This window comes from Deltaproteobacteria bacterium (genome assembly GCA_020845895.1).
Classification (GTDB): domain Bacteria; phylum Lernaellota; class Lernaellaia; order JACKCT01; family JACKCT01; genus JADLEX01.
Map to the genome: position 1 here is coordinate 1 of JADLEX010000056.1, position 12877 is coordinate 12877.

At 66.3% G+C, this 12877-nt stretch carries 9 protein-coding genes; 5 read left to right on the plus strand and 4 right to left on the minus strand.

Annotated features, from left to right (window positions below; translation table 11 throughout):
* Positions 1-108: 108 nt before the first annotated feature.
* Together IT350_07350 and IT350_07355 are read right to left on the minus strand one after the other, a co-directional pair.
* The gene (locus IT350_07350) at positions 109-690 is read right to left on the minus strand and encodes a hypothetical protein (protein MCC6157853.1); all 582 of its coding nucleotides are present in this window, start codon (positions 688-690) and stop codon (positions 109-111) included.
* 304 nt (positions 691-994) lie between these two features.
* Positions 995-2191 carry a DEAD/DEAH box helicase gene (locus IT350_07355; GenBank protein MCC6157854.1) on the minus strand — a complete coding sequence of 399 codons (1197 nt, stop codon included), beginning with the start codon at positions 2189-2191 and terminating at the stop codon, positions 995-997.
* 511 nt (positions 2192-2702) lie between these two features.
* Here IT350_07355 and IT350_07360 point away from each other — a divergent pair.
* Positions 2703-3746 (plus strand): histone deacetylase, encoded by a 1044-nt coding sequence (locus IT350_07360; protein ID MCC6157855.1) that lies wholly within the window; start codon positions 2703-2705, stop codon positions 3744-3746.
* 8 nt (positions 3747-3754) lie between these two features.
* Positions 3755-4660, plus strand: coding sequence for a polyprenyl synthetase family protein (locus tag IT350_07365; GenBank protein ID MCC6157856.1), 906 nt, complete (start codon positions 3755-3757; stop codon positions 4658-4660).
* A 173-nt stretch (positions 4661-4833) separates the two neighbouring features.
* On the opposite strand, the gene IT350_07370 is transcribed toward IT350_07365, so the two are convergent.
* Entirely contained in the window at positions 4834-7023 is a 2190-nt protein-coding gene (locus IT350_07370) for a PAS domain S-box protein (GenBank protein ID MCC6157857.1), read from the minus strand.
* 133 nt (positions 7024-7156) lie between these two features.
* On the opposite strand from IT350_07370, the gene IT350_07375 reads away from it, so the two are divergent.
* The 3 genes from IT350_07375 to IT350_07385 all read left to right on the plus strand — a co-directional run bounded on the left by IT350_07375 (position 7157) and on the right by IT350_07385 (position 11600).
* Positions 7157-8788 (plus strand): cation:proton antiporter, encoded by a 1632-nt coding sequence (locus IT350_07375; GenBank protein ID MCC6157858.1) that lies wholly within the window; start codon positions 7157-7159, stop codon positions 8786-8788.
* An 87-nt stretch (positions 8789-8875) separates the two neighbouring features.
* Positions 8876-9946: a hypothetical protein gene (locus IT350_07380; protein ID MCC6157859.1), complete on the plus strand. Its 1071-nt coding sequence runs from the start codon at positions 8876-8878 to the stop codon at positions 9944-9946.
* A gap of 70 nt (positions 9947-10016) precedes the next feature.
* Entirely contained in the window at positions 10017-11600 is a 1584-nt protein-coding gene (locus IT350_07385) for a hypothetical protein (protein ID MCC6157860.1), read from the plus strand.
* A gap of 4 nt (positions 11601-11604) precedes the next feature.
* Here IT350_07385 and IT350_07390 read toward each other — a convergent pair whose 3' ends face one another.
* Positions 11605-12864, minus strand: coding sequence for a hypothetical protein (locus IT350_07390; protein MCC6157861.1), 1260 nt, complete (start codon positions 12862-12864; stop codon positions 11605-11607).
* Positions 12865-12877 lie beyond the last annotated feature (13 nt).

Genomic DNA, 12877 nt, shown 5'->3' on the forward strand with positions numbered 1-12877 from the left:
CGCTCGACCGGCCACGGCGATGAAACGGATCGCCTCGGATCGTCGTCCGAGACGGTGACGACCAAGAAAATTGCGACTCCGGCGCATCGGGAGGATGCGTCCGAAATTTCAATCGCGGAATTTGGGGATCGCATGGTCCTTGACAAACTGCTGGGCCGGGATGATGTTTCGCCCCAAATCGTCGGTCGCGCTCGAGGCGTCGGAGACCAAGCAATACCCGACCTCGGAACCGATCGCATTTCGATTCGCGACGTCGCCCGGATCCTGAACCCACGTCAGCGGAAGACCGAGTTCCTTAAGAAGGTAGCAGATCATCGGAATCGAAGCCACGAAGGACTCCGACAACAGCGGGATCGCCACGTGCCCGGCAGACCGGCGCGGATCGTTCCACTCGTCGAGGCGGCCGCGCGTATCCAGAAGCGTCAGCACCGGGGTATGGGAAGTCAGGGCGTCCGCCAGCCCGACCGAACGGGCCAGGTCCCGTGCGAACCGGTCGTGGCGTTTCGGAAGACTCCGGTACGGAACGGTCAGAAAGGCCCGAACCATCGCCAGGGATTCTCCGAAGCGTCGGTAAAGACCGTCCACGACGGAACCGGCGATCTCATCGATGTATGGATCTTCCGGGAAGGACGAGTTGCATGCCGTCCACAGGTCGGAGATGGCCATCGGTTTGAAGTCCGCGAAACGCATGCATGGGCTCCCTTGCTCGCCAGGGGCCGAAGCGGACATCCGGGATTTCTTTCGATCGCCGGGTTCTGCAAAGGACGCATTTGCTGCCTCGGCCTTCCGAAGTATTCATCGGCTTGGCCCTGAACTCCTTGAGTTTCGCCGCCGTTTTCTCTCGACGCCTACGCCATCTCAGCGACAGTTCGACGCCCGAACGACGAGATCGATGGCATCAAACACACAATCAGCGGTTACAGGAGACTCATCTGCGGCTTCCGGAACAACGAGGACGACATTCGCGAACCGACTTCACGAGGAGAGCCTTCGCTTACTTTGACCGCGCGGCCTGGGCGATGGCCGCCGGCTCGGGGGGCGCCATGCGCATCGCGGGAAGGTGCGCGGCGTTTTCGAGCGGCAGGCGCTTTTGGATCAGCTTTTCGATCGAGCGCAGCGTGGTGCGTTCCTCGGAATCGCAAAACGACAACGCGATGCCCGACGCCCCGGCGCGCGCGGTGCGCCCGATGCGATGGACGTAGGACTCGGCGTCCATCGGCAGGTCGTAGTTGACGACGTGGCTCACCTCGTCGATGTCCAGTCCGCGCGCGGCGATATCGGTCGCCACGAGCACGCGGGCCGCGCCGCTCTTGAACGCGCGCAGCGCGTTTTCCCGCTGGCTCTGCGACTTGTTGCCGTGAATCGCGCCCGCCGCGATGGCGTGGCGCGACAGGTGCTTCACCACCTTGTCCGCACCGTGCTTGGTGCGGGTGAACACCAGCGCCCGCGTCACGTCGGTTCCGTCCAGCACGCGCAGCAGCAGGCGGATCTTTTCGGGCTTTTCCACCAGATAGACCGACTGGCGGATGCGATCGACGGTCGTGGCCGGCGGCGTGACGGCCACGCACTCCGGATTGACGAGCAACGTGTTCGCCAGCTCTCGGATCGCGGGCGGCATGGTGGCGGAGAACATCAGCGTCTGACGCACCTTGGGCAACGCCTGCGCGATCTTGCGGATCGGCGTGATGAAGCCCATGTCGAGCATCCGGTCGGCCTCGTCGAGCACGAGGATCTCGACCTCGTTCAGACGCACGACGCCCTGACCCATGAGGTCGAGCAGTCGCCCCGGCGTGGCGGCGACGATATCGACGCCGGCGGTCAGCGCGCGGACCTGCGCATGCTGGCTGACGCCGCCGAAGATGGTGGCGCTGCGCACCGGCATGCCCGCGCCGTAGGCGGTGAAGCTGTCGGTGATCTGCGTGGCGAGCTCGCGCGTGGGCACGAGGATCAGCACGCGGATCGGGCGCGGGCCGCGCGGCCGTGCGGGATGCGGCTTGCCGTGGAGCCGCTGGAGGATCGGCAGGGCGAACGCGGCGGTCTTGCCGGTGCCGGTTTGCGCGCACGCCCAGACATCGCGGCCAGCGAGCACGGGGGGAATCGCCGCGATCTGGATGGGCGTCGGCGCGGTGTAGCCCTGCGCGGCGACAGCGCCAAGCAGGGGAGCGATCAGGTTCAGATGGTCGAAATTCATATACAACAGCCTCATCCCTGAAACGTTCAGGGTGACGGTAAACAAGCCTGCATCGAGGGAAATCTGAGGCGGGTTTTCACGCCTCGTGACGCGTAGTTTTACGCGATATCGCTGGAGGGTCGCTTACGATTGCGCCGCTTATCGGCGAAAACCGCCGGAAAGTCAAGCACATGGGCGAAGCGGTCGCGCGCGCCGTTGAGATCACGGCGAATTCCGGCGTAAGTTCATACGCCTTGGGGGACGTCGTAGCCCATCAGGGATCGAGATGTCGGTGACTTCGCTCGTCGTTCTCGCCGGATGCGGCGCGGAGGACCCATCGACGGACTCCGGATCGGAAAAAACGTGTATGGACGACCACGAGCACGGACGATATCCGTCGGACCATTTCCCGGTCGTGACGACGGTGTCCGCCGAGCCCTCCGAGCCCGAAAAATCCCCCGTCGTTCCTTGACTTTCGAAGACCCCCACCTAGAATGCCGACGGCACGGGGGTTCGGGAAAGGAGGGGCCCAATGGCCCGCACCGGCATCGTCCGGCACCCGCTATATATTGAGCACGACATGGGGGCCTTCCATCCCGAGACGCCGCGGCGGCTGACGTCGATCTACGCCATGCTCGAAACCCCCGAAATGGTCGGGCGATTCACCGAAATCGAGCCGCGAAAGTCCGGCTTTTCCGACCTCGTGCGCGTCCATGACCCCGGCTACATCCGGACCGTCGCCGCGACGAAGGGGCGTACGGTCTCGCTCGATCCCGACACCTCGACCTGCCCCGCCAGCTATGACGCCGCCGTGCTCGCCGCGGGCGGCACGCTCGCCGCGATCGACGCGGTCATGTACGGGCGCGTGCGCAACGCGTTTTGCCTGCACCGCCCACCCGGCCATCACGCCGAACGCGACCGCGCCATGGGCTTTTGCTTCTTCAACAACGTCGCCGTCGGCGCGACGCACGCCATCGAGACGCACGAGCTCGAACGCGTGCTCATCGTCGATCCCGATCTGCACCACGGCAACGGCACGCAGCACTCGTTTTATCACCAGCGCAACGTGCTCTACATGAGCACGCACCAATATCCGTTTTACCCGGGCACGGGTCACTTTCGCGAGGTCGGCGACGGCGAGGGCCGCGGCTTCACGGTCAACGTGCCGCTCGACTTCGGCTATGGCGACGGCGACTTCGAGCGCGTCTTCGACGAACTGCTCATGCCCATCGCGCGGGCCTACAAGCCCGAGCTTGTGCTCATGTCCGCGGGATACGACACGCACGTGGACGACCCGCTCGGCGCCATGCGCGTGACCGCGCACGGGTACGGCATCATGTTCGACCGGCTGCTGCGTCTCGCGGACGAATGCTGCGAGGGCCGTTTCGTGGCCGTGCTCGAGGGAGGCTACCATCTGGAGGGATTGACGGAATCGGTGCGCACGAGCCTCAACGTGATGGACGCGGAGCCCGACGCGCGCGGCGAATGGACCGCCGAGCCGCTGCGCCACGATGCCGTCGACGCCGTGATCCGCACGGTGCGCCAGACGCACGCCCCCTACTGGCCGGGGCTGTGAATTTTCCGATGACCGACGCGTCCCAGACACTCGCGCAATATCTGACCGTGCAGGGCGAGCGCGTGAACGCGCAGCTTCGTCGCGTCATGGAAGATCGTTGCGGCGATTTCCCCCGGCTCGAAGAGGCGATGCGCTACTCGCTCTTCGCGGGCGGCAAGCGCCTGCGTCCGATCCTCGCGATCACCGCGTGCCGTGCCTGCGGCGGCGACGACGCGCTCGTACTGCCCTTCGCGGCGGCGCTCGAAATGATCCACACGTTCAGCCTGATTCACGACGACCTGCCCGCGATGGACGACGACGACTTCCGGCGCAGCCGCCCGACCAACCACAAAGTCTTCGGCGAGGCGCAGGCGATCCTCGCCGGCGACGCGCTGCTGTCCGAGGCGTTCCGCGTCATGGCCGACACAGCGCTCTACCCTGCGGTATCCCCGGCCACGGGTCTGGCGGTGATGCGCGAGGTCGCCGACGCGGCGGGCGTGTGCGGCATGGTCGGCGGGCAGAGCCTCGACCTGCTCTCGGAAAACCGCGATATCGAACCCGAGGTGCTCGACCTCGTGCACCGGTGCAAGACGGCGCGGTTCATCGCGGCGTCGGCGGTGGTGGGTGGCCTCGTGGCGAACGCGTCCGCGGATCGAATCGCCGCGCTGCGCGCGTACGGCGAGAAGATCGGACTCGCATTCCAGATCGTGGACGACTGTCTGAACGCCTCGGGCGACACCGCGACGACCGGAAAATCGGTGGGCGGCGACGCCAAGCACGGCAAGGCGACCTACCCCGCGCATTACGGCCTTGAAGAGAGCCGCGCCCGCGCCCGCGCCCGCGCCGACGAAGCCATCGCGGCGCTGGGTGTTTTCGGCGAAGAGGCCGACCGCCTTCGCGAGATCGCGCGCTTCATCGTCGACCGCGACCGCTAATCGGCTTCGAAAACGACCCGTCATGTGGCCCGGCCGTTCCCGGCCAGGTTCGACGTCTCTTGGATTTGTGGCCCGGCCGCCCCCGGCCGGGTTGGATCCCGCCCGTCGCGGGCGAGGGCGCCCGCGCCACACTTCTGAAAACCCGCGCCACAGGTCGTCTGTCGAACGAGCCGTCAGTCTGTTGGCGAGGCCGACCGGACGTCGAGGATCTCCCGCACGCGCCGCGCGATCTGGCGGGCGGTGAAGGGTTTTTGCAAGAAGTTGACGTCCGCGTCGAGCACCCCGTGGTGCACGATGGCGTCCGCCGTGTACCCGGAGATGAAGAGCACCGGCAGGTCCGGTTTCTCCGCGCGCAGTCGCCGGCAGAGCTCCGCGCCGCTGACGCGCGGCATGACGACGTCCGTGACGAGCAGATCGACACTGCCCGCGGCGTCGCGAAACGCCGAGAGGGCCTCGTCGGCCTGGGCCGCCTCGATCACCTCGTACCCCGCGGCCGCCAGACTGCGCACGGTGAAGCGACGGACGAGATCCTCATCCTCGACCAGCAGAATCGTCCCTTGGCCGGGCGCGTCGATGACGGGCGTCAATTCCGCCGTCGCCTCCGCTCCGGCGTCCGTGGCGGGCAGATAGATGCGAAAGGTCGTTCCAATCCCCGGCTCGCTGTAAACCGTGATCGCGCCCGCGTTCTGCCGCACGATGCCATACACGGTGGATAGCCCGAGCCCCGTGCCCTTGCCGCGCTCCTTGGTTGTGAAAAACGGCTCGAAGATCCGCTCCCGCGTTTCGCGGTCCATGCCCCGGCCGGTGTCGCTGACCGAAACGACGACGTAATTGCCGGGCTGGATGTTTTCGCGCGCTTGGCAGAATTCGTCGTCGAGTACGGCGGTCGAGGTCTCGAAGATGAGTTTGCCGCCGCCGGGCATGGCGTCGCGGGCGTTGACGGCGAGGTTCATGAGCAATTGATCGAACTGGTGGGGATCGATGCGTACGTGTCCGCCCGCGGGATCGAGATCGTGAATCAGCTCGACGTCCTCCCCGATCACCCGCGCGAGCATCCGGCGTGATTCGGCGAGCATGGCGTTCACGCTCACCACGCGCGGCGAGATGATCTGGCGGCGCGAGAAGGCGAGCAGTTGCTGCGTGAGTGAAGCCGCGCGCTCGGCCGCGGCGCGGATCTCACGGGCGTCGTCCGCCAGCGGATCGCGATCGGAGAGCCCGGCGATGATGAAGTCGGTGTAACCGAGAATCGCCGTGAGCAGATTGTTGAAGTCGTGAGCGACGCCGCCCGCGAGCAGCCCGATCGCCTCCATCTTCTGCGACTGCGCGAGCTGCTGCTCGAGTTTCGCCTTTTCCTCGGCCTGTCGGACGCGCTCTCCGATGTCCATGACGGAACCGGCGACGAGCCGGACCCGCCCGTCGTCGTCGCGCTCGTACACGCCGATGTGGTCGGCTACCCAGATTTCCTCGCCGTTCTTTCTGCGGATTCGGCATTCTTGAAGCGACGTGATGCTGTCGCCGGCGTCGCGGAAACGCCGAAAGTCCTCACGTCGTCCTTCGAGATCGTCCGGGTGCACGAGCGTGCCCAGCGCGTCGCGCCCCAACGCGGCGAGCTCGTCATAGGTGTACCCCGTGACGCCGGCGAGACCGTCGCTCGCAAACACGAACGTATCCGAGTTCACGTCGTAAATGTAGAGAAAACTCGGCAGAACGCTGACGAGCCGGTCGAGAAACGCGCGCGTCCGCCGCAGCTCTTCCTCGGCGTTTCGCTGTTCGGTGATGTCGACGGCGATGCCGACGAGCGACTGGACGAGGCCGTCGTCGTCGAAAATCGGGATCTTGGTGACGTGATACCAACGTCGCCCGCCCGGCGCATCGACCCACTCCTGAAATGTCATCGCCGCGCCCGCTTCGATGACGCTCCGGTCGTTCGATTCCATCTCGGCCGCGCTGCCGGGCATGATCTCGCGTGACGTGCGGTGAATGATCGCCTCGATCGGCAGGCGCAGAATCTCGCGCAGCCGCAGGTTCGCGACGAGGTGCCGCCCCTCGCGGTCCTTGACGAAGACGATCGCCCCGGCCTGATCGAGAATCGTCATCAACTGGTGTTCGCCGCGCGAAAGCGCGGTTTCGGCGCGCGACGCCCGCGAGAGAAAGCGGTTGATCGCGACGAAGAGCAACGCGGTCGTGATGAGGACGTAGGCGATGCCCTTGTAAGACTGTGCGACGGTGAGCGCGGTCGCGTCGCGGACAAAAAAGGACAACACGCGATCGGACATGAGAATCCAGATCACGCCGAACAGAAAATACAGGGCCGCGACCCGAAAACCGACCCCGCGAAACATCGCGCGAACGAGTCCCTTCACTTCGGCATCCAATCAGATTGACGCCGGAATTTTAGCCGAACTTCCCCTGGGCGTCCAAGTATCATTCACGGGGCGAAAATCACCGTTTGTTGGCCGTTTTGCCGATACGCCAAAATCCGTTACAACACCGGGCATGTTCTGGCCGACGCTGCTCGAAATCCTGCTTCTGCTCGGGCTCGCCTTCGTCGTGGGCGCGTGCATGGAGCGCCTCGGCCTGAGCGCCGTCGTCGGCTACCTCATCGCCGGGGTCATCGCGGGGCCGTGGCTTTTCGCCGAAAACGTCGTCCGGGACCTGTCGGAACTCGGCGTTTCGCTCCTGCTCTTTTCCATCGGCCTCGAGTTTTCGCTCGCCAGACTGCGTTCGCTGGGAAAAATCGCATTCGGCGGCGGCGCCGCGCAGGTCGCGGCCACGCTCGCCGTGTTCGCCGTGCCGATCGCGGTCTTTCGCGGAACGGGCGAGGCGGTGGCGCTCGGTGCGATGGCGGCGCTCAGCTCCACCGCGGTGGTGCTGCGCACGCTGGCGGACCGCGCGGAACTCGACTCGGTGCGCGGGCGCGCGTCGCTGGGCATCCTGCTCTTTCAGGACATCGCCGTCGTCCCCCTCGTGCTGCTCATCACGATCATGACCGAGGGCGGCGGCTGGCTCGACGTGGCGAAGACAATCGGGCGCACGGTGGCGTCGGCCGCCGCGCTCGCGGGAGCATTCTGGGTGCTGTTCAACCACGTCGTTCCGCTGCTCTTTCGGCGGCGCGAGGTGACGAAGAACCGGGAGCTCGTCATCCTGCTCGCCATCGTTTCGGCGGCGGGCTCGATCTGGGCCGCGCACGCCGTGGGGCTGTCGCCGGCGCTCGGCGCATTCCTCGCCGGCATGCTGCTCGCCGAGTCGCCCTTCGCCACGCAGATCCGCGCCGACGTCGGTACCATGCGCACGGTGTTCGTGACGCTTTTTTTCACGTCGATCGGCATGCTCGCAGATCCCCGGTGGGTGATCGACCACTGGACATGGGTGTTGCCGGGGCTCGCGGGCGTGCTCGTCGGCAAAACACTCGTCGTCTTCCTCGTCTGCCGCCTCTTCCGCATGGACACGCGCGACGCGCTGGCCACCGGCATCACCCTCGCGCAGATCGGTGAGTTTTCGTTCGTGCTCGCCACCATCGCCAACGCGGGCGGCCTGATCGACGACGATCTGTTCGCTTTTGCGGTGAGTGTGACGATGCTCTCGCTCTTCTTCGGGCCGGTGATGGTCGGAGCGGCGCAGGGCATGACCGACCGGACGCTCGGCTGGATCGCCGATCGGCGCGGCACGTCGTTCATCACGCCCGAGCTCACGCGCAAGATCGAGCTTCGTTCCGTGCTCGTCGTCGGCTACGGCCCCGCGGGTCGCGCCGTCGCCCGGGCGCTCGTGGAACGCGGCGAACGCACCGTCGTGCTGGAGCAGAACCCGGCCTCGGCCAAGATCGCCCGCCATGACGGGCTCGCAGTGAAGGTGGGCAACGCCGCGCAGCCCGAAATTCTGGAGCACGCGGGCGCGAGAACGGCGTGGTGCGTCGTGGTGACGCTGCCCGACACGAAGACGGCGACGGCGGTGATCGGCGCGGTGCGCGCGCTGGCGCCCGACGCCATCATCGTCGCGCGCGCGCGGTACAACCTGCTCAAGCGCGATCTCGTCAACGCGGGCGCGGATATCATCGTGGACGAGGAAGAGGAGGTCGGCGAACGGCTGGCCCTTACCGCCCTCGCACAGATCGGCAAGCCTTCCGCCTGAATCGCACTTTTTTGGTTGCGCCGCGTCGTGCGTTCGCTAGGATGAACGCAAGCTTGTGATCCGATTCATCATCACGGAGGGAATGTCATGCGGTCCCGACGGCTCGTTTGGTGCATCGTCTTGCTGTGCGCGTGCGTCCTCGTCGCCACGCCCGCGTTCGCCAGAAATCTCAAGAAATTCGCCGACGCTCCGGACAACACGATGAAGCTGCATCAGCACATCCGGCCCTTCGGATTTCCCAGCGCCCTGCTCTCGACCAACGTCGGCGTGTATCTGGGCTACTCGTATGCCCAACTCGAATATGAGGACAAGATCGACTTCGCGCTGTTCAAGGAGAATCGTTTTCAGCTCGCGGGACTCGTGCAGGTCATCGACTTCGAGGCGAAGATGCACGACCGCTTCAGCACCGAGTTTCTGATCTCGGGGAGCCTCAACTCGGGAGCCGACGACCGCAGCGCGCTGATCTTCGGCGGGCAGGGGCTCTACGCGCTCTCGGCGATTCCCAAGGTCAATCTCGTGCGCAACGACAAGTGGGGCACGGCGGTGTCGCTGGGCCTCGAACTGGACTACGACCAGGGCGTACAGAGCAGCCCCTTCGCCCTGATGATCCAGGTTCTCGAAAACGTGAACGAGTTTCTGACCGACCTGGCGAACGGAGAGATCGAGACGGTCGACGAGGACACGCTCGAGGATATTGTCGAGATCAAGCTCGCCGACGCGCTCACCACGACCACGACCACAGGCGTGAGCCCGATGATCCTCTACACGCAGACGATCGTCCCGGCCTTCGGCATCCAGGCTTGTCTGCGTTACGACTACGGCATCAACGAGGACGTGGACAGCCCCGAAGAAGATGACACGGGCGATCCGCCGACGGGCTGGTTCTTCGGCGGTCTCGCGGTGTACGACTTTTACCGCGTGTCCAAAGCCGCGTTCGGACTGCGTCTCGAGGGATTCTACGAGTCCGAAGAGAACGACGAGACCACTTCGACGCTGATGACTTACGCGGGCGGCATCCTCTTCACGGGCCGGCGCAGCCTCGACCTCGGCATGACCGTTTCCTACCAGCAGACCGAGGTGGATTTCGGCGGCGGGGTGATCCCGGAAATGTCCGGCGATTCCTACACGCTGCTGCTGAACATGAAGTATTACTTCTAGACGGTCATAATCCTCGGACTTCATTGCGCCGACCTTGACGGGTCGGCGCTCCCGTTTCCATGATCGGTCCATGCCGGTCGATTCCCCACGCGGGCCGCGGCGCTTCGCCGCCGCCGCCGTGCTCGCGCTCATTCTCGCCGCGTTTTGCGCGCAGAGCGTTCCGCGCCGGCACGCGCTCGAAAATCACTATCGGTCGAACGAGGGCATCTACGTCATCAGCGCCGTGATGACGCACTGGGATCTCGAATACGGCCGGCCGACGATCGTCGACCTGCTGCGTTGCGGCGACATCTACGCGCCGATGCAGTTTCTACTCGCGCAGCCGCTGCTCGCGCTCGGACCGACCGATCTCGAAACCCTGCGCCGCCTCAACGTCGCCTGGCTCGCCGTGCTGCTCCTCGTCACGCACCTCGCGGGCGCGCGCCTCACGGGTCGGCGCGAGGGCGGCTGGCTCGCGGCGCTCGCGGTCGCGACCTTCGGCTCGGTGTACGATTTCGCGTGGTACTACAATCAGCTCCTGCTCACGGCCCTGTTCATCATGGCCACGCTTGCGCTGATGTTTTCGAGCGATCTGCTGCGTAACCGCCAACGCGCGGCGCTGGCCGGGCTCGCCATGGCGGCGGCGTTTTTGTCGCATCGCGGCAGTCCGCCGCTCATGCTCGGTCCGCCCGTCGCGCTCTACGCCCTGCTGTCGTATCGACGCACCCGCGAATTCAAGACGCTCGCGAACGCCGCACTCATGTTTGCGATCGCCATCGCCGTCGCGTCGCCGCACCTGTACGACTACTATGTGCGTTCGGGGCACGTCGTCGGCACCTCGGTGCAGCGCGGAGAGAGCTACGTGCTCAAGGAACTCGCGATGGGCTTTGCGGCCCTCGACCAATCGGTCGAATTCTTCCGGTTGCTCGGGTCCTGGCACCTCACCCCGGTCATCGGCATCGCGTGGGTCGCCGTCGCTGCGTGGGCGATCTGGGCGGGCCGCCGCGACGCGCGGTGGTGGCCGCTGCTCGTCGCCGCGATGCTTCCGATGATCTGGCTTGGGTTCTTCAAGACGAAAAACCGCGACTTTCTATTTCCGGTGATCCCGCTGTGGGGGCTCCTCTTCGCGGCGGCGGTGTTTTCGCTGCCGGAGCGCGTGCGAAATCGCGCGGGGTGCGGCGTCGCGGCGGCGTTCGTGCTGTTCGGCTGGATCCGGCCCGCGTGGATCGAAGCGCGCGGGCCGGAGTATCCGTCGTTTGACCCGATGCTCGGCGCGACTTGCCGTGAGACGATCGACGCCCTCGCCGCGGTGCCCGAACGCGGCGCGACCGTGCTCTACGTCAACGGCCGCGACGATCGCTATCAGCCGCTCGGCCGCGACCTGCTGGGGTGCGTGCACCTGTCGCGCCCCGACCTTCGCGCGGCGATGGCGGATTTCGGCGACGCGCTCGACGACACGGCGGCGCTCGAGGTGTGGGCGATCGCGCCGGATGCGCCGGGGTCGGACACCGCGCGAGCGCTCGCCGACGCGCAGCTTCGCGTGCCGCCCGAAATCATGGTGCACCAGCCGAACGAGCCCCTGCCCGGCGTCGCCCGGCCGCCGCGCCCACCGAACCGTCGTGTGCTGCCGACCCCGGTCGATGGCGACCGCACGGTCATGGTGTTTTTGCCGTGAACCGCTAGTGAAAGATCGACAGCGAGTTGCCGAGGAAATTTGAGACGTAGAAGCGTCGTCCGTCGGGCGAGGCGGTGAGCGCGGCGGGGTCGTCGCCCGCGGGAATCACGTCGACCACCGCCATGGTCGCGATATCGATGAGCGCGATCCGGTTGCCCGCTGTGTCTGCCGTGTCTTCGGTTTCGCCGGGCGCGCCGGTTCGCGCGGGGAGCGTGACGACCAGCATTTTGTTGTCGGGCGTGACCGCCGCGAACTCCGGCGGCGAGGGCAGATCGATGTCGCGCACGACCGTCGGCGGCGAGACACGGATCACGCTGATCGACGATGACCGCGTGTTCAGGCAGTAGACGATCTCGCCGTCGGGATCGACGACGAGCCGCTCGGGACCTTCCCCCACGTCCAGCTTGCGCGCGAGCGTCGCGCCCGCCACGTCGAAGACGCTCACCGTGCCCTCGCCGAAGTTCGGCGCGAGCAGCAGCGAGTCGCCCTTCACGAAGACGGGCTCGCGCGAGGTGCGATCCACCGTCAGGCTCTGCGCCACGCGGCCCTCGTCGCCCGCGTTCGGATTGAACAGATAGACCTTGCCCGTCGTCATGCGCGTGCCGCGCTCGTCGCGCACCCACAGCCCGCCGGTCGCGGCCGCAATCTCGCCGGTCTTTCCGACGGCGATATAGCCGATGTGCCCGGGGAACTCGATGGTCCGGTCCACGCCGCGTGTGCCGACGTCCACCACGGTCACCGTCTGATCCTGCGCGCTCGCGACCAGGTAGCGGTTCGTGCCCGGCACGCGCTCGATGTCTGAGATGCTGCGTCCCACGCGGATCGCGTCGCGCCGCCGCCCCGTGGTGGCATCGAAAACGTGCAGGAACTGCCCCGCCATGCCCGCCGTCACCACGTAGCGGTCGTCCGCCGCGAGATCGACGTAGAACAGGTGCTCAAAAACCGGGCCGTACGTGTCCTGGATCGACATCGAATCGGGATCGATGAGCTGCAGTTCGCCGAGCAGCGCGCACGCGAGCCAAATGCGCCCGCGCCGATCGACCGCCGCGCCCATCGGTCGGCGGCACGTGGGGATCGCAACGCGCTCAACCGCGCGCTCAAGGTGGCCAGGGCTGAGCGATTCGTGGCCCCCGGGCGCGACCGCGCGCTCCTCGCCCACCGGCGCGGGCGGCGGACCCTCGACACGCACGCTCAGGTCGTCGCAGGCGGCGAGGAATAACGCGGCGAACAGAATGCAGATCCGCGCGAGCCGGAAGGCCCTCACCCCGGCCTTCGGC